Consider the following 19,815-nt stretch of genomic DNA (forward strand, 5'->3'; position numbering starts at 1 on the left):
GCATGATCCGCGATGACGAAGGCAGCAGCCTGCAGGAACAGCAAGCCCTGCGGCAAAGCCTGGAGTGGGAAATTGCCGAGCACGAAAGCACCAAGATCCGGCTGCTGCGACTCACGCTGCTCAATGCCGCGTTCAGCCAGTGCAGCCGGGCCATCATCCGTTCGCAAACCGTCCAGGAGCTGTTTGCAAAAATCTGCCGCGCCCTCGTGCATTTCGGCGGGATGCGCTCGGCCTGGCTGGGGCAGCTGGATGAAGCGGGCATGACGATACGTCCGCTGGCTCGGTACGGAGACAACAGCGACCACCTTGCCAATCTGCCGCTTGCGCTGGCTGCAGGCGAACAGACGGGCGAGCATCCGGCGGTGCAGGCCATTCGCAATAAATGCCCGGTCTGGGGCCAGGCTGGCAGCCAAGGCCAGCCGGGCGACTGGAAAGCCATCGCCGCCCTGCCCTTTCGTAAAAAGGGCCGGCTCAATGGCGTACTGGCCATTTATGCCGATGACCGGCATGCCTTTGACGACGACATTCGCGAGCTGCTGATGGCACTTGCCGAAGACATCGGCAATGCGCTGGACAACCTGGACGCCCGCGCCGCCCGGCAGGAAGCCGACACCGCGATCAGAGTCAGCAAGGAACGCTATCAGCTGCTGTTCGACAACAACCCCATGCCGCTGTGCGTCTACGACCTCTACTCACTGGTCATTCTGGACATCAATGCTGCCGCGCTGCGGCTGTATGGCTACAGCCGTGAAGCCATGCTCGGCAAGACCATCGAGGACTTCCATCTGCGCGATGCGGCGGACAACGGCGTGGAGCGCCTGGGCCAGGCCCTGCTCTCCGAGGTCGAGACCGGGCCCTGGCAGCACCGGCGCCAGAACGGCTCGGTGATGCAGGTCATGCTGACCGGCCGGGCCATCATGTTCGGCAATGACATCGCCGGCCTGATTCTGGTGCAGGATGTCACCGAGCGCCTGAAGAACGAACAGCAGCTGCGCATCATGCAGCAGGCGATCGAACAAAGCTCGGAAAGCATCGTGATTACCGATGTCGACGGTGCGATCAAATACGTCAACCGGGCCTTCGAGCTGACCTCAGGCTACGCTGCCGCCGAAGTGCTGGGACAAAACCCGCGCATCCTGCAAACCAGCAAAACCTCTGCCGAGACCTATACCGACCTGTGGCAGGCCCTGAGCCAGGGCAAACCCTGGAAGGGCGAATTCTGCAACCGCCGCAAGGATGGCAGCGAGTACATCGAATCGGCCGTCATCACCCCCATCATCCAGGAAAACGGGCAAATCACCCATTACGTGGCGGTGAAGGAAGACATTACCGAGAAAAAGGCCCTGGGCGAAGAACTCGACATCTTCCGCCACCACCTGCTGGAACTGGTCGAACAGCGTACCGCCGAGCTGCGGATCGCCCAGCAGGAAGCCGAAACCGCCAACAAGGCCAAGAGTGCGTTCCTGGCCAATATGAGCCATGAAATCCGCACGCCGCTCAATGCCATCATCGGCTTGACGCACGTGCTGCGGCAGAGCCGGCTCAGCGATGAGCAATATGACTGGCTGCAGAAAATCGACGCCTCGGGCAAGCACCTGCTGGCGATCATCAATGACATCCTTGATCTCTCCAAGATTGAAGCTGATCGTCTGCAGCTTGATCGCTGTGACTTTTCGCTGCAGGACGTGATTGATCACGTGTGCGCCATGCTGGCGCAAGGACTGGAGCGCAAGGGGCTGCAGCTCAGGCTGGACATCGGCGACGTGCCGGACTGGCTGCACGGCGATCCGACGCGGCTGCGCCAGATCCTGATGAATTTCTGCAGCAATGCGCTGAAATTCACCGAGCGCGGCTGCATCACGCTGCGCGTCACCGCCGAGCCCGAGCCGGGCAGCCAGATCAGGCTGCGCTTTGACGTGATCGACACCGGCATCGGCATCAGCCCGGCCGACCTGGCCAAGCTTTTCCAGCCCTTCGAGCAGGCCGACAGCTCGATCACCCGCCGCTATGGCGGCACCGGCCTGGGACTGACCATTTCCCGGCAGCTGGCGCGCATGATGGGCGGCGATACCGGCGTCGAAAGCACGGTGGGCCAGGGCAGCCGTTTCTGGTTTTCCGCGCGCTTCACGCCCGGACAGGGGGCACGCCCCAACAGCGACATGCCGGCGGCCGATCTCCCCGCCACACCACACTGGCATGACATCCCCATCCTGCTCGCCGAAGACAATCCGATCAATTGCGAGGTGGCGGTGCGCATGCTCAGCGAGCTGGGGCTGGCCGCCGATACCGCCAGCGATGGCGCAGCCGCGCTGCAGGCCGTGGCCACCAAGCACTACGCCCTGATCCTGATGGACATGCAGATGCCCGGCATGGATGGCCTGCAAGCCACCCGCGCGCTGCGCCAGGATCCGCGCTGGCGCGACATCCCCATCATCGCGATGACGGCCAATGCCTTTGCCGAAGACCGCGACGCCTGTCTCGCGGCGGGCATGAACGACTTCATCAGCAAGCCGGTCGATCCCGAGCAACTGGCGCAACTCTTGCAGCGCTGGCTGCCGGCGGCGACGCCCGCACCGCACGGACAGGACCACCTGGCCTTGCCGGTCTGTCTGCAGCGGCAGGACGAAATCGACGCGCGCAAACCGCTGCAGGCCTTGCGGGGCGACGCGGCCGCCTACCTGAAGCTCCTGCGGCAATTCATGCAGCAGCATCTGGCGGATAGCCGGCAAATGCTTGATGCCCTGCGCCAGGGCCGCAGCGCCGATGCGCAGCAACGGGCCCACACGCTGAAAGGCGCAGCGGCGACACTGGGCATCCGGCATGTCCAGGCACTTGCCGCCGCCATCGAGCAAAGGCTGCGCAGCAAGCAGCATGAAGATTTGCCGGACCTGCTCAAGGAGCTGGCCCGGCATGAACAGACGCTGCAGGCCCTGCAGGCCCAGCTTGCGGCCGAAGCCGGCAGCACGGCGGCGCCGGCCGATGCCGAGGCGGCCAAAGCCATCCTGCAACAGCTGGCCGCCCTGCTGGCCAGCGACGATACCGCCGCGCAGGATCTCTACCAGTCCGGGCGGGCCACGCTGGAAGCAGCCTTCGGCGCTGGGCTTGGCGAGCTGGAGCAACACCTCAACGATTTCGACTTTCCTGCCGCACTGGCCATCGCGCAGGGTCTGGGCGCCCATGCGCCGCACCGCTCCATGAAGGATCAGCCATGAACAGCACCGACCTGAACACCAGCGAACACAGTGAACCGGCCACCATTCTGGTGGTGGATGACGAGCCGGCGAACATCGGCCTGCTGGCCGCCGTGCTCAAGCCGCATTACCGCGTGCGGGCCGCGCGCTCCGGCAGCGAAGCGCTGCGGGCCATCGCCAGCCCGCCCCAGCCCGATCTGGTGCTGCTCGACATCATGATGCCGGGCATGGACGGCTATTCGGTGCTGGACATCCTGCACAAGGACGCCGCGACCCGGCATATTCCGGTGATTTTCGTCACCGCCATGGACAGCAGCGACAGCGAGCAACAGGGTCTGCTCAAGGGCGCGGTGGACTACATCACCAAACCGATCAGCCCGCCCATCCTGCTGGCGCGCATCCACACCCAGCTCGAACTGAAAAGCGCACGCGACCGCCTGCAGGCCCAGAACAGCCGGCTTGAGGAAGAGGTGGCGAAACGCACGCGGGCGCTGAAGCTGACGCTGGAAAAAAAGGAAGCCGCGCACAGCGAGCTGAAGAAAAGCTATTTCAGCACCCTGCTGGCCATCAACGGCATCATCGAACTGCGCGGCGGCGGCATCGGCGAACACTCGCGCCGGGTTGCCGAGCTCGCCCGCCAGACGGCGCGCCGTCTGGGGCTGGATGACGAGGAAGTGCAGGACATCTTCATCGCCGCGCTGCTGCACGACATAGGCCACATCAGCTTTCCGGACGAACTGCAGCACAAGCCGGTCAACACCATGAATTCGGCCGAACTGGGCGTCTACCGCCGGCATTGCCTGCAAGGCGCCGACATCCTGCGCAAGATCGATTCGCTCGCGCACATTGCCGGCATGATCCAGGACCATCACGAGTATTTCGACGGTACCGGTTTCCCGGCCGGCAAGAGCGGGCTGAACATCCCGATCGGTGCGCGCATCATCGCGGCGGCCAGCGACTATGATGACTTCCGCGCCGGCCTGCTGACCACCACGCCGCTGAGCGCACGCGAGAGCCTCGACTTCCTGCTGGAAAACCGTGGCCACCGCTACGACCCGCGGGTCATCGATTTCATGGAGCCGCTGCTGACCCTGGAAGTGAACAGCCAGGTCGAAGAACGGCGGGTATCGGCGGTACATCTGCAGGACGGCATGATGCTGTCGCGCGATGTCATGCATCCGGACGGCTTCCTTCTGCTCTCCAAAAGCACGGTACTCAACCGCAACCTGATCGACCAGGTGGTCCTGGCCGAAAAGCAGTGCGCCACGGCACTGAGCATTTATGTGCTCAATGAACGGATCAGCCGTCCGCAGAAACACTAGGCTCTGTTGATCTGCGTTGTTGCTTCTGACGTTCCGGTGCTCAGGCACTCAGGCGGAAGCGCCGACAGAACAGCAGCGCGCCCTGGCAAACGCGTCCGCCATGCCGGCCAGCCGGGATCAAGACGCTACTCCGGGAGCGGGCAGCCTGTTTGTCCGCCCGCTGTTGCGCCAACACGACGCCCGCCGGGCGGACGGGTATTCACAAGCCGCAGCAAGGCAAAATACCCAACACCCTATATCTCCAAAGCCATTTAAAAAAAATGGCTACATGGCTATACCCATCATTCAGAAGCGCGAGACACTCGCACCGGCAAGCAAGAACATGACCATCTGCTTACATAAGCAGCCCCTGTTTGATCACAGCCTTACACCATCGCTACACTCGCGTAGTCGGCACATATCCACTACACCAGCCGGCCCGTGCGCAAGAACGGCAACAGCCGTCATTCAATCAGACGATGGAGCAATGAATGAACACACGCCTGCGACTTCTCGCAAGCGCCGCCCTGTTCAGTACCGTGGTCGCTGCGCACGCAGCCCCGGCCTGGCAGGAAGGCGCAACCTATACGGCCGGCAGCGTCGTCAGCTACAACGGTAGCGACTACTCGGCCCTGGTGACCCACACCGCCTATGCCGGCACCGGCTGGAATCCCGCCGCCTCGCCGACGCTGTGGAAAGCCATTGGCAACAGCAGTCCGACGACAGCGCCCACGGCGACCCCGACTGCTATCGCGACACCACCGATCACGGTCACCCCCAAACCGTCCAGCCAACCGACCTGCCAGTCAGGCGCGGTCTGGAATGGCAGCATCTGTGCACCGGTCATCACCCCGACCGTGACTCCGACCGTAACCCCGACCGCTCCGGTTGTGACCGCCCCTCCGGCCGGCAACAGCTGGGACAAGGGCGCCGTTTATACCGGTGGCCAGCGCGTCGTATACAACGGCGTGCTCTACGAAGCCAAGTGGTGGACCCAGGGCGACGTACCGGGCGCCAGCGCGTGGGGTCCCTGGAACGCGCTCGGTGCGGCGAGCACACCGACCCCGACCGTCACCCCCACGGCCCTGATCACCCCGCCGCCGATTCCCAGCTGGACCACGATCACCGCCTCACCGGGCAGCATCGTGTTCAGCTGGCAACTGGGCAGCGGCCCTTATCTGCTCTGGTACAACAAGACCCCGCTCACTTGGCTCGCCATTGCCGACGGCAAGACCGTCTTCAGCGGCACCGCCAGCTGGGCCTTCAAGGGCACGTGTTCGAGCACCGGTTTCTGCGGCGATTCATACGTTCCCCTGGGCAGCTACCGCCTTGATCCGGCAGCAGCCGGCACTTACAAGGCAGCGATCTGCATCGATCCGCAACCGTTGCCGGCCGTCGTGCCCGCGCCGCCGCGCAGCGCGAGCAACTGCGGCGTTTACCACGAACAGACCGTCAGCCTGGGCGGCCCCACGCAGATTCCGAGCGTAACGCCCACCGTCACCCCGACAATTACACCGACAGTTACGCCGACCGCCAACCCGAGCAGCGTGCCCAGCTACACCCCGGGCACCGTTCCCAGCAAGGCACAGGCCGACGCACTGGAAATCGAGCTGACCAAGAATGCGCCGGCCTATGTGGCGCTGGTCAAGGAAACCCAGCGCGTGATCGATGACAGCATCGTCGATCAGGTCGCGCCGCTGGCCGCCACCAACCCGGACAACGTCAAGCGCGTCGAGCGCATCGTGCCCGCTGCCCGCTTTGACTACCTGTTCGCACTGCGCAACGCCCGCTACAGCTACACGAACTTCCTGAAGGCCGTCGCCAAATTCCCGGCGTTCTGCCAGACCTACAGCGATGGCCGCAATTCGGACGCCATCTGCTCGAAGCTGCTGGCGACGATGTTTGCGCACATGGTGCAGGAAACCGGCGCCAACACCACCTGGCTGGACGGCATCGGCGCGATCGACACGCCGAAGTGGCGCCAGGGCCTGTACTGGGTCGAGGAAGTGGCTTACCAGAACAACCCCAACCTCTCGGGCTACACCGACAGCTGCGGCGACCCGTACTGGGGCAAGATCTGGACCTGCCCGAAGCGTCCTGACGGCCAGTACAACTCCTACCACGGCCGTGGCGCACACCAGCTGACCCACCACTACAACTACGCACCGTTCTCCAAGGTGCTGTATGGTGATCCGAATGTGCTGCTGCAGGATCCGAAGCGTGTGGCCGACACCTGGCTGAACCTGGCCTCGTCGGTGTTCTTCATGCTGGAAACCCAGCCGCCGAAACCCGCCATGATCCACGTGATCGATGGCAGCTGGGTGCCGAATGCGGTTGACCAGGCCAATGGCCTGACTGCCAGCTTCGGCACCACCATCAACATCATCAATGGAGGCTTCGAGTGCTCGAAGGGTGGCGAAACCAGCCAGGCGCAGAACCGCATCTACGCCTACCAGAACTTCGCACAGGAACTGGGCGTAGCCGTCGCCGCGAACGAGCAGCTCGGTTGCGCGACCCAGAAGCAGTTCAGCGAGGGCGGCGCCGCCTCCTTCCCGCTGTACTGGGACAAGGACTGGGGCTGGCAGCGCGACAATATGTGCAAGCCGGTGAACTACCAGACCGGTTTCCGCACGATTTCCAAGGGTGACTACGCCAAGTGCGTGGAATTCATCTGGAATGTGCAGGTGAAGTAATCCGGCCAGAGCTGGAATGACAAAGGGAGGCAAACGCCTCCCTTTGTCTTTGCTGCTTGGCATCCAGAGCATCGCTCGAACAAGCATTGCCGCTGGCTTCCCGCCTTGACCGCAGGGAATCCCCGTGGGACGCCGGAATGACGGATGTTCTTTGCTGAGCGGCTATGCAGTCCGGCTTATTGCGCCGCGCCGCGTGGCGCGTCGGGCAGCACAAAGCCCGGCGGTGTTTTCTGCCAGGGGAAGCCCTGCAGCATCATGGCGTGCCCCGTGTCATACAGGGCGCGCATGTAGGCGGTATCAAACTCCTCCTTGTGCGGCGCCTTGAAGCTGGCGGGAATGTAGCCAAGGTTGAAATCCACCTGATCGCGGTTGGCCGTGGCATAGATGCGGTACAGATCACCAATGCCCTGGCTATGGATGAGCGAAGCGACCGAACGTGCAGCAATGCTCATGGTGCTGCGTTCGACCTGCGCCCAGTCCGGGTCAAGACGGGCATTGCGCAGCACGTACAGCTTGCGCTCGCGGGCGACCCCCTGCTCGGCAGCACCCTGCTGCAGCCGCAGTGCCGCCGGGTAGGCAAACACCTGGGCCACGATGCCACCATCGACATGCATTTCCTGGTAGGGCCTGCCGTCGGCTTCGACATCGATCATCATCGGCGGAAAGCCGGCCGGAATGGATGCCGAGGCGATCATCACCTTGACGAACAGATCCAGCGCCTCTGGCGTGCCATGGCTGGCGATCTTGCCCATATCCCAGATGATGGCGCGCCGCGCATCCAGATCGGCGGTGGCTACCAGCAGCATGCGGCCCTTGGCGTACTCTGCGGCCACTTCCTGCAGCAAGCCGGCATTGACCGACTTGCGGGTCAGGCGGATCAGCGGCGAATTGTCGGCCATCGCATCACTGAGCACCCCTTCGATAAAGCTGCGGTACTCGATGACATCCTTGGGAGAAATGGTTGTGTAAACCTCTTTCAGCGTCGCGTCGTACTTGGGGCCAAGGAAGGCAAAGGGCGCAATCAGCGCGCCGGTGCTGATGCCGGTCACCAGCTTGAATTCCGGCCGGGTGCCGGTCTGTGTCCAGGCATTGAGCACGCCGGCCGTGAACGCGCCATTGTCGCCGCCGCCGGAAATCGCCAGAAAGACGGCAGGCGGCATGGCGCCCTGATGACCCTGGGCGGCCAGATGGCGCAATTCGCGCTGCAGGGCCTTCTGCGCAGCGTCATTGAGTGCGCTGGCTCTCTCGCCGACGACATAGCGCACCCCCGGCATTCCCGGAATTTCCGCCCTGGCCGTAGACTCAGGAGGTACAGCCGGCAAACGTGGCGGCGTCATTGAACAGCCCTGCAGCAACAACAGGCCGGTGACAAGGCCAGACAAGATCGATTTCACATGGGTCTCCCGATGGCTGGCCTCGAAGCCTCATGACATGTGGGCGGACCAGTTCATGTGCGATTCTAATTCACGGGCGGCGACAGAACCATGACCGCATGCGCGCGCAGCCAATCAACACACAGCAAGGAGACATTCACCATCGCCAGACCCGAGCTGGTCGAAATGTCAGTGCGACAGCGACCAGGAGGAGTACCCAGCCTGGAGTGATGCAAGCAATCACCTGATTATTGATCCGGCCCTCAGCAGTTTGAATTTCCGCAGGAGCAAGCTTGCTCGCGAGGCGCTGCTGATCGCGAGCAAGCTCGCTCGAGAGACAACATCAGAGGACTGGATCAATCGATAGCTACTGCAGCAATGCCCATTCGAGCGCCGCTCTGGATGCCGGCTTTCGCCGGCATGCCAAGTTGCTGAGCCGACTACCCAATCAGGGTCAATCAACAGGGTATATCTCTGAAGCCAAACACCAAAAAAGCTCAAAACCATATACGTGCTTAGGTACAGGTTCAGTAGCGCCCCCTGGCGGATAGTGCGGCAGCACGACGCAGGAAAGTGCAGGTGTTTGGGGCTTCTGCGCTATTTGGACGCACGGCTGGCGCCTCAGCCAAGCTAGAACATGAAGCGCTGCACATCGATCCGCCATTGCGCGGGGTCTTCGTGGCCGGTGATGCGGTCGGCGCCGCCGCGGCCCATCGGACGGGCGAGGTCGATTTCGACCGGTGTGATATAGCTGTTGGACTTGGTACTGAAAATGGCCTTGACCAGCGGCTGCAAGAGCGTGCCCTCGTTCTGCTGGATCACCACCGCCAGTCTTCCCGACTCCAGCTTTACCAGTGAGCCGACCGGATAGATCCCCACGCAGCGCATGAAGGCCTGCACCAGCGCCGGGTTGAAATGGAAGTTGCTCCACTCCCACAGCTTGCGCAGCCCCTCGGGTGCCGGCATGCCCTTGTGGTAGCAGCGATCCGAGGTGATGGCGTCATACACATCGACCACGGCGGCCATCTGGGCCATTTTGCTGATCGCCACGCCGGGCAGCTTGTGCGGGTAGCCGCTGCCATCCATGCGCTCGTGATGATGCAGGGCGATATCGAGCGTGATGTCGTCGATGTCGGGGATGTCCTTGAGGATTTTCCAGCCCTCCTCCGGGTGGGAGCGCATGATGGCGAATTCTTCGTCGGTCAGCCGGCCGGGCTTGTTGAGGATTTCATTGGGCACCTTCATCTTGCCGGTATCGTGCAGGAGACCGCCAACGCCGGCCAGCCGGATCATGTCCGGGGAAAAGCCCAGATTCTTGGCAAAGGTGACCATCAGCGTGCACACGCTGACCGAATGCAGAAAGGTGTATTCGTCCTTGTCCTTGATCGCGGACAGGCCGACCAGCGCACCGGCATTGCGCAACACCGACTCGGTGATGGCCTCGACCACTTCCTCGACAGCGTCGAGCTGCACGGCGCGACCGAGGCGCACGTCCTGCAGCACGCTTTTCACCACCGAGTGTGCCTGCTTGTGGATGCGGCTGGCGCGCTGGACCTCCTCGGCGAACGAGACTTGCAGCACCGGCGCGGGGGCGCTTGCCGCCTGCAGGATTTCCGCCTCGATGCCCGCCTGCACCTCGGCGGCGGTGGGCGCATGATTGCCCACATCCAGTCCGAGCTCGGTGTCGATGTAGACCTCGCGCACGCCGGTGGCGCGAATGCGCGTCAGTTCCTCCTCAGTGTTGACCGGGAACTGGTTGCGTAGAAAGGGGTGATCCATCCAGCCGACATTGAGGTCGTGGATGTACATGCCGGGCTTGAGTTCGCTGAGCGGGATTTTCTTGATCATGGTCGGGCATGGCGGAATGGCTTTCGGGGCTTTCAGCATAAACGCGAATGCCCGCACCAGGGATGCGACTGTTGCGCCTGCGGGCTAGCCTCTTTTATACAGCCACCTGTATATCGCCACACCCCATTTACTGCATGACCATCATGGCAATACCCAGCGATCAGTAAAAATGGCGCCATGCTCGCGCACGGCGCCATCCTGATCGGGAAGTACGCCCGTCAGCGCGCCGCGATCCCCGGATCGCCGGCGGCCAGCCTGGCCTCCAGCGTCGCGTGCATCGTCGACCACTGGAAGGCATAGAAGGCCGGATCAACCTTGTTGATCGCCATGAAGTTGCCATCGCGGTTGGCCGAGCCGATCTCGTAGTGCGACAGGCCCAGGTTGTGCCCCAGCTCGTGCGTCAGCGTCACCGCGCTGTTGAACGGGTAGTTGTCCGGCGTGGTGCCGCGATAGGCGGCGCGCACCGGACCATCGGCCGCGCCCATGCCGATCGACGAGCCGCCGCCGTTGCTGCCACCGGAGCTGCTGATCAGGTTCTGCCGCATCGTGAACACATTGGAGAACACGGCCGCAGCGCCCGGAATCGCGCCATTTTGCAGCGCCAGCGCCTTCTCCTCGCTATCGTTGTTCAGATTGCCGTTGGCGTCCCAGTTGTAGACGATCACGCCCTGATTCACCCACTGCACATCGACCAGATACGGCACGTAGAAGGCGGCAATCTGCTGCATGATGGCCGGACCGTCGCTGAGCATGTGCGTCACCGCTTCGCTCGGATGGCGGATATAGCTGTACGACAGCGTCACGGTCTTCGGCCGGGCGACCACCAGTTGCACCACATCGACCAGCGCGCCATTGGCCCAGGCCTCCAGCACCGTCTCGCCGGCATTGCGACCGGTCAGCACCAGCAGCTCGTCGCCATTGGCCTGCGCCTCGACACGCAGGTCGGCCAGTGCCGGATTGCGCAGGCGGTAGCTGAGCGCCGGGCCGTTGAGCAGCTTGCGCACGCGCAGCGTTTCGCTGCTGCCGTCTGCGGCGAGCAGCTTGGCCTTCAGCGGCGCAGCGAGCCCCGGGTCCCAGGCCAGGCGATTGCCTGCTGCCGCGCTGATGTCGGCGTAGGGGTAAACCGGCTTCAGCAGCTCGCCGGCGGCTTCCAGCCACAGCTCGCCCGTGCCGGTGCCGGCCAGGCCTTGCGGATTGCCGGCGTCGTAGAACAGCGTGACGCGGTAGTCGCGGCCGGTCTGCAAGGTCACCGGGGCGGTCAGCGTCAGCGTCTTGCCGCTCTGCAGCGTCGTGGCATCGCTATAGACGATGGCGCCCGCGGCCACATCGCTGATCTGCAGGCGGAACTGCCGCGCCGAGCCTCCCCACTGGGTTTCCTTGACCGTCAGGCTCTTGAGCGCGAGCTGCTGCGTGGGCCAGGGCAGTTGCGCGCCGTCGATCTTGATGACGCGGCTGAAGCTTTGTCCGGCACTGCGGACCAGCGCGGCGGATTGCAGCTCGGCGGGCCACAGGCGCGGCAGCGGGATGGGCTGGGTGGGCGGCTGCAGCGGGTCGTACACCACGACATTCAGCGAGTAATTCGAGGTATACGCCCCAACGTCAGCATGGCCATTGTCCCTGACCGTATAGGCTAGCGTGTATGCACCACTGACCGCCGGATTGTAGCCGGCCGTCTGCACGATGCGTGCGCTCAGGTCGCCATCCTCGATGTCGCTGACCCGCAATTGCGGATCCAGCACGGGCGCGCCGACCGGTACATGGACGGTAAAGCCCGACGGCCAGTTGCGGCCGCTATCAAAGACCGGACTGGCATTCGTCAGGCGGTAGGCGGGGTCGTTCAGGTCTGGCGACGCCGTGAGCGGCGTTGGCGTTACGGTCGGCGTTGGACTGGAAGTGGGCGTGGCCGTCGGTGTCGCACTGGGTTTGGGTGTGGCCGTCGCGGCTGGCGTCGGTGTGGCCGTTGGCGTCGCGCTGGGTTTTGGCGTGGCGGTCGCGGTGGGCGTCACCGTTGGCGTGGCGGAAGGCCTGGGGGTCGCGGTGGGCATCGCACTGGGCGTCGGACTGGGCTTCGGCGTAGCCGTGGCGGTCGGTGTCGGGCTGGGCTTGAGCGTGGGTGTGGGCGTTGCGGAAGGCGCCGGACAAGCGCTGCGGGTGCGCCAGACGCCCCATTGGCCGGTGGTTCCCGGCTCCTCGCCGCGCGTCCACCACTTCGCCTCGTAAATCACCTGCTTGTGGCTGACGACATTGTTCGCCACATAGATCTTGCCGGATTGCCAGGCGGCAAAGCCGCCGCAATCGGCCAGCGCCAGCGGCGACAGGCAGGCGCCCGCCAGCGCCAGGGCCCAGCCCGTTCGCTTTACGTTCTTCATGTGTTTCCTCATTGCGCATCGTTATTGCGGCTTGTTGTTGGTATGCCGCTGGTATTGAGGTACGCCGGTGGCGCGAGAGGAATATTAGGCTTGGCCCATACAGGCCGGCAAGCCAATCTGCACCGCTGTGGGGGGATGGGCGGTGCGATCAAATGTGGGAGGGCTTGCGACAGGCCAAATGAAACCACAAAAGCCAGGGTATACGTACAGAACCCATCCCGGTCAATGGCTTCAGGCACATACCCAGGAAATAAAAGATTTTGCCCCAGAACTATGTTGTGTCACAGAAGCATGAGAAACCACTTCGTCATACCGGCGAAGGCCGGTATCCAGACTGCATTTTTAACCGGAACCACTGGATTCCGGCCTGCGCCGGAATGACGAATTCAAGACAACAACTAGGTTTTGGTACATAGCCAAATAAAACCCGACCGTAGCGCGGCAGCGCCCATCGTTTCAGGTCTTGTTGCCCAGTCCAAGGCGCAGATAGAGGTCGACAACGCCGGCCGGCACCGGTTCGCTGAAGTGGAAACCCTGCAGGTAATCGACACCCAGCCCCTGCAGGAAGCGCGCGGTTTCGAGGTTTTCCACCCCCTCGACGACCACCTGCAGACCAAGACCCTGGCCAAGCTGGACGATGGCCTGCATCACGCGCCGGCCTTCTTCGGTATGCAGGCGCTGGGCGAAGGACACGTCCACCTTCAGCAGATGGGCGGGCATTTCATGCAGCTGCGACAGTGCGGAGTAGCCGGTGCCGAAATCGTCGATTGCCAGCTGGAAGCCGGCCAGCACCAGATGCTTGAGGTGCTTGAGCTGGCGTGAATAGTCGGTGAGCGCCACGCTTTCGGTGATTTCCAGAATCACGTCGGAGGGCTGCAGCCGGCGCTCGTCCAGCCAGTCGATCAGTTGCGAAATGAAGCGCGGATAGAAAAGTTGGCTGCGCGAGATATTGATCATCAGCTTCTGCTTGAGGCCGGCATCGCGCCAGGCGCGCAGCCGCTCGAAGGCCATGCGGATGACCTGCTCGGACAATTCCTGGATCAGCCCGACCTTTTCCGCCATGGGAATGAAGAGCTCGGGGCTGATCCAGCCGCTCTTGTCGTCCTGCCAGCGCGCCAGCGCTTCAACGGCCATGACCTCGCCGCTGCGCGCGTGGATCACCGGCTGGTAATACACCTGCAGGCCGCCATTGCGGATCGCGTCCGAGAGTCGCGACTGGATGGCGACATGCTCGCGGCCCAGCGCCTTCAGGTGCACGATGTCGCTGTAGAAGCAGACATTGTTCCGCCCGGCATGCTTGGCGTGGTACATCGTGTGGTCGGCGGCCGAGAGCAATTCCTCGCCCGATTCGGCATTGTCGGGATACAGCGCGAACCCTGCGGAAATCGTCGGTCGCGTTTCCAGCCCGTCGATGGTGACGCCCTTGCGTGCGGCATTGCGCAGCGCTTCGGCCAGCTTGCGCACCTGCTCGACATCATCCTGATCGGGAATCAGCACGATGAATTCATCGCCGCCCCAGCGCGCGAGCATGGCCTCGTCCCCCAGCTCGGCCGACAGCTGCTGGGCAACATTCACCAACAGCTCGTCGCCGATCTTGTGACCGAAGGCGTCGTTGATCTGCTTGAAGTGATCAAGATCGATGAAGCCCAGCGCGACCTTGGTGTGATTGCGGCGCGCGCGGTCGATGGCCTGGTGCAGCGTGTCATCGAGCAGCAGGCGATTGGGCAGGTGAGTGAGGTTGTCGTACAGCGCCAGCCGCGTGATGTGCTGTTCGTTGAGGTGCGCCACCGTCACGTCGCGCAGGATGCCGCGCAGCGAGGTGACATTGCCGGACGGGTTGCGGTGCGCGATCAGTCTGGCCTCGACCCAGAGCCAGCTGCCATTGCTTTGCTGGAGGCGGAAACGGATGGCCTCGGGCGTGGCAGTGCGCTCGAGCTTGGCCAGTGTCGCCAGCAGCAGCTCCTGCTCTTCCGGGTGCACCCAGGTCAGGATGTTTTGCCCGCGCGCGGCCAGCAAGCCCTGATGGTCGATGCCGCGCAGCTTGGCCCATGCCGGCGTGAGCTCGACCATCTCGCCGCCGGGCAGCAGGTCGACGATGGCCTCTTCCAGCAGGTTCAGCGTATCAAGCATGGTCTTGCGGCGTGCCGCGTCCTGCATCAGCGAGGACACATCCTGCACCAGCACCACGGCATTGCGCCGGCCGTTCTCGGCCAGCACCGGCTGCACGCGCACAAGCAGATAGGCCATGCCCTGCGCGGTCGGCAGGCCGCAATTGAAGCTTTCGCTGCGGCTGCTGGACAGCACCAGCGGCAGCACCCGCACCAGCTCGCTGGCCAGTTCGGCAGGCAGGCCGGTACGGATCGATTGTCCCTGCAGGCGCTCGGCGCCGGGCAGGATGGGCAAGACCGACCAGACGCGCTCGACCACGCCATCGGCGTCCATTTCGAACACCATGTCCTGCAAGGCGCCAACCAGTGCCTGCAGGCGCTGCTGGTTGGCGGCGACCAGCTGCTCCATGCGCTGCTTGAGCAGCGCCTGGGCGACATGATTGGCGAGCATGGCCAGCAGGCGCAGCTCGACCGGGTCGCGGCTGTGCTCGACTTCTTCAAAAATGAAAGCCAGAAAACCGAAGGGCTCGCCGCGATCAAGCAGGGGGATGCACAGCAGCTGGCGGCCACCGGCCAGCGCCAGCAGCATTTGCTCCGACAGCGGCAACTCGAGCAGCGACTTGTTCAGCACCATGCCCACCGCGAGCGAATCGGCGAGCAGCGGATACGCCGCGTAATGCAGCTCCATGAACACATCGGGAATGATGTGCGGCACCCGGCCCGAGGCATCGCGCCAGGCGGCAATCAGCCGGGCATGCTCGCCATCCGGGGTATTGAGGTAGAGCGTGGCGAGGCTGCAGCGGCAGGCCTCGCCAAGGATGCGAATGGCCTCGGCCAGCGCATCCGGCTCGTCAGCCGCCAGCAGCGAGGCCACCACACCGTCAAAGGCATTGAAGTAGGTGTGGTAGATCGCGACTTCGTGGCGCAGGTTGAAGTCTGGCGCATCATTGCCGGTCATTAGATGAACAAACACCTGCGCCCTCCTCGCAACCGCATCAGGCCTTGGCCGCTGTTTCCGGCGGAATCACGACTTCGCTGTAACCGCATTCCTTCTGCGGGCAGACTTTTTCCGTGCCGCGTCGCTTGGTGGTCTTCAGCGTCAGGATCGGCCAGTTGCACTTCGGACAAGGTTCGGCAATGGGCGGATTCCACGTCGCATACTTGCAATCCGGATAGGTATTGCAAGAGTAGAACAGCTTGCCATAGCGGCTCTTGCGCTCGATCAGCGAACCCTTGTGGCATTCCGGACATTCCACGCCGGTATCCTTGGGCTTTTCCAGCGGCTCGATATGCTTGCACTTCGGATAGGCCGAACAGCCGATGAACTTGCCGTAACGACCGGTCTTGATGTGCAGCGCTGAGTCGCACTTCGGGCAGGTGCGGCCTTCGACCACTTCCGGCTCGAGCGGCGCCGATTCGGCGTCCTCACCCAGATTGCGCGTGTACGTGCATTCCGGGTAGCCGGTGCAGCTGATGAAACGGCCGCGCTTGCCGAGCTTGATGGCGAGTTTCTTGCCGCACTTGGGGCAGTCCTCGTCGATTTCCTCGTGCGTGACATCCTTGCGCGACAGGCTCTGCTTCTCTTCGATCTGCTGGTGGAATTTCTTCCAGAATTCGTCGAGCACCGGAATCCAGTCCAGCTTGCCGGTCGAGACATCATCCAGCCGGTCTTCCAGCTTGGCCGTGAAGTTGTAGTCGACATACTGGGTGAAGTGATCGGTGAGGAACTTGTTGACCACTTCGCCGGTATCGGTGGGCGTGAAGCGCTTCTTGTCGAGGATGACGTATTCGCGATCCTTCAGCGTGGAAATGATCGAAGCGTAGGTGGACGGACGGCCGATGCCGAATTCTTCCAGCGCCTTGACCAGCGAGGCTTCCGAGTAGCGCGGCGGCGGCTGCGTGAAATGCTGCTCGCCGGACAGCTTGTCGACGGGCAGCTCGTCGCCTTCTTCCAGCGGTGGCAGGCGGGCTTCATCCTCGTCCTCGACGTCGTCGGCATCTTCCTGATAAACGGCAATGAAGCCGGGAAAGACCAGCGTCTGGCCGGAGGCACGGAACATGGCTTCGTCGCCCACGGCAATGTCAACGCCAACGGTATCAAACTTGGCCGCGGCCATCTGGCAGGCCAGCGTGCGCTTCCAGATCATCTGGTAGAGCTTGAATTGTTCGGGCGACAGAAAGGCCTTGACCGAATCGGGAGTGCGGAAGATCGACGTCGGGCGGATCGCCTCGTGCGCTTCCTGGGCATTCTTGGCCTTGTTCTTGTAGGCGACCGGCTCTTTGGGCAGGTAATCCTTGTCGAAATGCTGGCCGATGTAGTCGCGGATCTCAACCAGCGCGTCATTGGCGAGCGCGACCGAGTCGGTACGCATATAGGTAATCAGACCGACAGTGCCACCACCAACATCGATACCCTCATAGAGTTGCTGGGCGGTACGCATGGTGCGGTCAGTGGTCATTCCCAGCTTGCGTACGGCCTCCTGCTGCAGCGTGGATGTGGTGAACGGCGCGGCGGCGCTGCGTGACTTCTTGCGCTTTTCGACCGATCTGACCTGGGCGGTCTTGCCCTGCAGGGCCGCCAGAATCTCTTCATGGCGGGCGGCATCGGGAATATCGAACTGCTCAAGCTTCCTGCCCTGCCATTGCGAGAGCTTGGCACCGAATTTCTGGCGCCCCTTGTGGGTATCCAGATGCAGCGTCCAGTATTCCTGGGTGACAAAGGCGCGGATTTCGATCTCGCGCTCGCAGATCAGGCGCAGGGCCGGGCTTTGCACGCGGCCGGCCGACAGGCCGGTACGCACCTTGCGCCACAATAGCGGCGACAGGTTGAAGCCAACCAGATAATCAAGCGCACTGCGCGCCTGCTGGGCATTGACCAGGTCATTGTCGATGTCGCGCGGGTTGGCAACCGCCGACAGCACGGCGGATTCGGTAATCTCGTGGAATACCACGCGCTTGAAGGTTTTTTCCGGCGCGACCAGTTTCTTGCCGCGCAGGATTTCCATGATGTGCCAGGAAATGGCTTCGCCTTCACGATCCGGGTCAGTTGCCAGATAAACGTGCTTGGCTTCCTTGACGGCGGCGCAGATGGCATCGACGTGCTTCTTGTTCTTGTCGATCACCTGATACTTCATCTTGAAGTCATTCTCGGTATCGACCGAGCCATCCTTGCGGACAAGACCGCGTACATGGCCATAAGACGCCAGAATCTGGAAATCCTTGCCCAGATACTTTTGCAGTGTTTTCGCTTTCGACGGCGACTCAACGATCAGAAGATTGTCGGGCATGGCTCCCCGGCTAACGGTGTGTGTTGGTTTACAGGCAGGAAATGACGTGGCTTGCCGTTATTGCAGCGTCTGCCCTTCCCGGCCGAACAGGATCTCTTCGACCCAAAGATTAGACAGTTGGTCCTGCTTGCGCCAGACCTGCATCAAGGCCAGCAGCTTCATGCGCTCCAGCGCGACCTCGCCTTCTGGCTCGCGCATTACCCGGTCAAGCAGTTGCTCGCGCTCGTCAAATGACAGCACGCCACTTTGCACGAGGGCAGCCAGAAAATGAATGGACTCGGCACTCATGCGCTCCATCTCCTGCGGGTGCAGCGCCCGGGAGGCAATGCCGTACTGCAGACCACCAAGCGGGGTTGGCACCTGCTGCGAGGTCAGCTCACCCAGCCAGGCCAAGGCAGCCTGGATATCCTCGTCGGCAAAACCGGCCACATCCAGCTTGCGGGCGAGCGCCCCCAGGTCCGGCGTGTCTGCATCGACATTTTCTTCAAACAAAAAAGCAAGTACGTCCAGCATTCACATTACCCTGTCATTGGCGACGCGCTGATAACGGCCGCCCGGAAGCACAAGGACGGCGCCCTGCAATTCCAAACCGAGCAGAATCTCGCACAGGCGGCCGTGAGTCAAGCCCGAACGCAAGGCCAGCGTATCCAGATCGACCGGATCCCAGCCCAGTTGCTGCAGCAATACTGCGTCTTGTGCATCTTCGTTCGGCACCGGCGTTCCGGACTGGACCTTGCCTGCCGGCCCGATCACCGCTTGCGGTCTGACCGGCCAGGCCAGCTCGTCACTGATGTCATTCACCGAATCGACCAGCTTGGCGCCCTGCTTGATCAGCCAGTGACAGCCCTTGGCCAGCGGCGAATGGATTGAGCCCGGAATCGCGAAAACTTCGCGCCCCAGGTCAGCCGCCTGCTTGGCGGTAATGAGCGAGCCGCTGCCCTCGGTGGCCTCGACCACCAGACAGCCTTGCCCCAGAGCGGCGATCAGGCGGTTGCGCATCGGAAAATGCTCGGCCTTGGGCGGCGCACCAAGCGGCAGCTCGGAAAGCAACAGACCCGTTTCGGCGACCCGGTGCGCCAGATCCCGATTGGCCGCAGGATAAACCCGATCAAGGCCGGTTCCGACGATCGCGACGGTGAGACCGCCCGCCTGCAGGGCGCCCGCATGCGCCGCCGCATCGATGCCAGCCGCCAGGCCACTGATGATCACCGCACCGCGGCCCGCCAGCTCGGCGGCAAAATCATGTGCATGATTCACGCCCTGTGGCGTCGGATTGCGACTGCCGACAATGGCCAGACCAAAATGCAGCAAGGTCTCCGGATTGCCCTTGGCGAACAAGAGCACGGGGGGATCGGGCAAATCCAGGAGAGCGCGCGGATAAGCCGGCTCACCCAGCGTCAGCAGGCTATGGCCGGGGTCTTCCAGCCAGCGCAAGGCCGCAGCGACGTCGGGCTGCTCGTGATCCGGATCGAAAAACGCACGGGCCTGCGCCAGCGCATCGGGGCGAACCAGCTCCGGCAGAAGCTTGTCCGCCAGCGGGTGAATCTGTGGCGCCCCACCGGCAAGCTGCAGGAGCCGCAAACGACGACGCGTGGTCAGACCAGGCGCCAGCGCCAGTCGCAACCACGCGTCGTGTTCGGACAAG

10 protein-coding genes are annotated in these 19,815 nt (G+C 63.0%); 3 read left to right on the plus strand and 7 right to left on the minus strand.

The genetic code is table 11. The features are described from left to right. Positions 1–2: 2 nt before the first annotated feature. The 3 genes from C515_RS19680 (at position 3) to C515_RS24765 (ending at position 7,185) form a co-directional block, all read left to right on the plus strand. Positions 3–3,212 carry a PAS domain S-box protein gene (locus C515_RS19680; RefSeq protein ID WP_051304666.1) on the plus strand — a complete coding sequence of 1,070 codons (3,210 nt, stop codon included), beginning with the start codon at positions 3–5 and terminating at the stop codon, positions 3,210–3,212. Then, a complete protein-coding gene (locus tag C515_RS19685) occupies positions 3,209–4,513 on the plus strand; it encodes a response regulator (protein WP_051304667.1) in 1,305 nt (434 codons plus the stop codon). The genes C515_RS19680 and C515_RS19685 overlap by 4 nt, the downstream gene beginning before the upstream one ends. 470 nt (positions 4,514–4,983) lie before the next feature. Then, entirely contained in the window at positions 4,984–7,185 is a 2,202-nt protein-coding gene (locus C515_RS24765) for a glycoside hydrolase family 19 protein (protein ID WP_051304668.1), read from the plus strand. A gap of 176 nt (positions 7,186–7,361) precedes the next feature. Here the strand turns inward: C515_RS24765 and C515_RS0105540 are convergent, their stop codons facing one another. From C515_RS0105540 to dprA, 7 genes are all read right to left on the minus strand, one after another. Then, positions 7,362–8,459, minus strand: coding sequence for a patatin-like phospholipase family protein (locus C515_RS0105540; protein WP_028454727.1), 1,098 nt, complete (start codon positions 8,457–8,459; stop codon positions 7,362–7,364). Between the two features lie 729 nt (positions 8,460–9,188). After that, positions 9,189–10,445 (minus strand): HD-GYP domain-containing protein, encoded by a 1,257-nt coding sequence (locus C515_RS0105545; protein ID WP_245574988.1) that lies wholly within the window; start codon positions 10,443–10,445, stop codon positions 9,189–9,191. A 179-nt stretch (positions 10,446–10,624) separates the two neighbouring features. Continuing rightward, on the minus strand, positions 10,625–12,775 hold the full coding sequence (locus tag C515_RS0105550; RefSeq protein ID WP_158380784.1) for a carbohydrate-binding protein: 2,151 nt from the start codon (positions 12,773–12,775) through the stop codon (positions 10,625–10,627). A gap of 456 nt (positions 12,776–13,231) precedes the next feature. Continuing rightward, positions 13,232–15,856 carry a sensor domain-containing phosphodiesterase gene (locus tag C515_RS22335; RefSeq protein WP_144290361.1) on the minus strand — a complete coding sequence of 875 codons (2,625 nt, stop codon included), beginning with the start codon at positions 15,854–15,856 and terminating at the stop codon, positions 13,232–13,234. A gap of 22 nt (positions 15,857–15,878) precedes the next feature. After that, positions 15,879–18,170: a type I DNA topoisomerase gene (gene topA / locus C515_RS0105565; protein ID WP_028454731.1), complete on the minus strand. Its 2,292-nt coding sequence runs from the start codon at positions 18,168–18,170 to the stop codon at positions 15,879–15,881. Positions 18,171–18,227: 57 nt separating this feature from the next. Continuing rightward, the gene (locus C515_RS0105570) at positions 18,228–18,683 is read right to left on the minus strand and encodes a DUF494 family protein (protein ID WP_028454732.1); all 456 of its coding nucleotides are present in this window, start codon (positions 18,681–18,683) and stop codon (positions 18,228–18,230) included. Next, positions 18,684–19,814, minus strand: a complete 1,131-nt coding sequence (gene dprA / locus C515_RS0105575) for a DNA-processing protein DprA (protein WP_043648245.1) — start codon at positions 19,812–19,814, stop codon at positions 18,684–18,686. Between the last annotated feature and the right edge of the window lies 1 nt (position 19,815).

The sequence above is a fragment of the Chitinilyticum litopenaei DSM 21440 genome (assembly GCF_000428145.1).
Lineage (GTDB): Bacteria > Pseudomonadota > Gammaproteobacteria > Burkholderiales > Chitinibacteraceae > Chitinilyticum > Chitinilyticum litopenaei.

Coding starts and splice junctions, on each gene's coding strand:
- C515_RS19680 (WP_051304666.1), top strand. CDS start 3: ATGATCCGCGATGACGAAGGCAGCAGCCTGCAGGAACAGCAAGCCCTG.
- C515_RS19685 (WP_051304667.1), top strand. CDS start 3,209: ATGAACAGCACCGACCTGAACACCAGCGAACACAGTGAACCGGCCACC.
- C515_RS24765 (WP_051304668.1), top strand. CDS start 4,984: ATGAACACACGCCTGCGACTTCTCGCAAGCGCCGCCCTGTTCAGTACC.
- C515_RS0105540 (WP_028454727.1), bottom strand. CDS start 8,459: ATGCCGGGGGTGCGCTATGTCGTCGGCGAGAGAGCCAGCGCACTCAAT.
- C515_RS0105545 (WP_245574988.1), bottom strand. CDS start 10,445: ATGCTGAAAGCCCCGAAAGCCATTCCGCCATGCCCGACCATGATCAAG.
- C515_RS0105550 (WP_158380784.1), bottom strand. CDS start 12,775: ATGAAGAACGTAAAGCGAACGGGCTGGGCCCTGGCGCTGGCGGGCGCC.
- topA (WP_028454731.1), bottom strand. CDS start 18,170: ATGCCCGACAATCTTCTGATCGTTGAGTCGCCGTCGAAAGCGAAAACA.
- C515_RS0105570 (WP_028454732.1), bottom strand. CDS start 18,683: ATGCTGGACGTACTTGCTTTTTTGTTTGAAGAAAATGTCGATGCAGAC.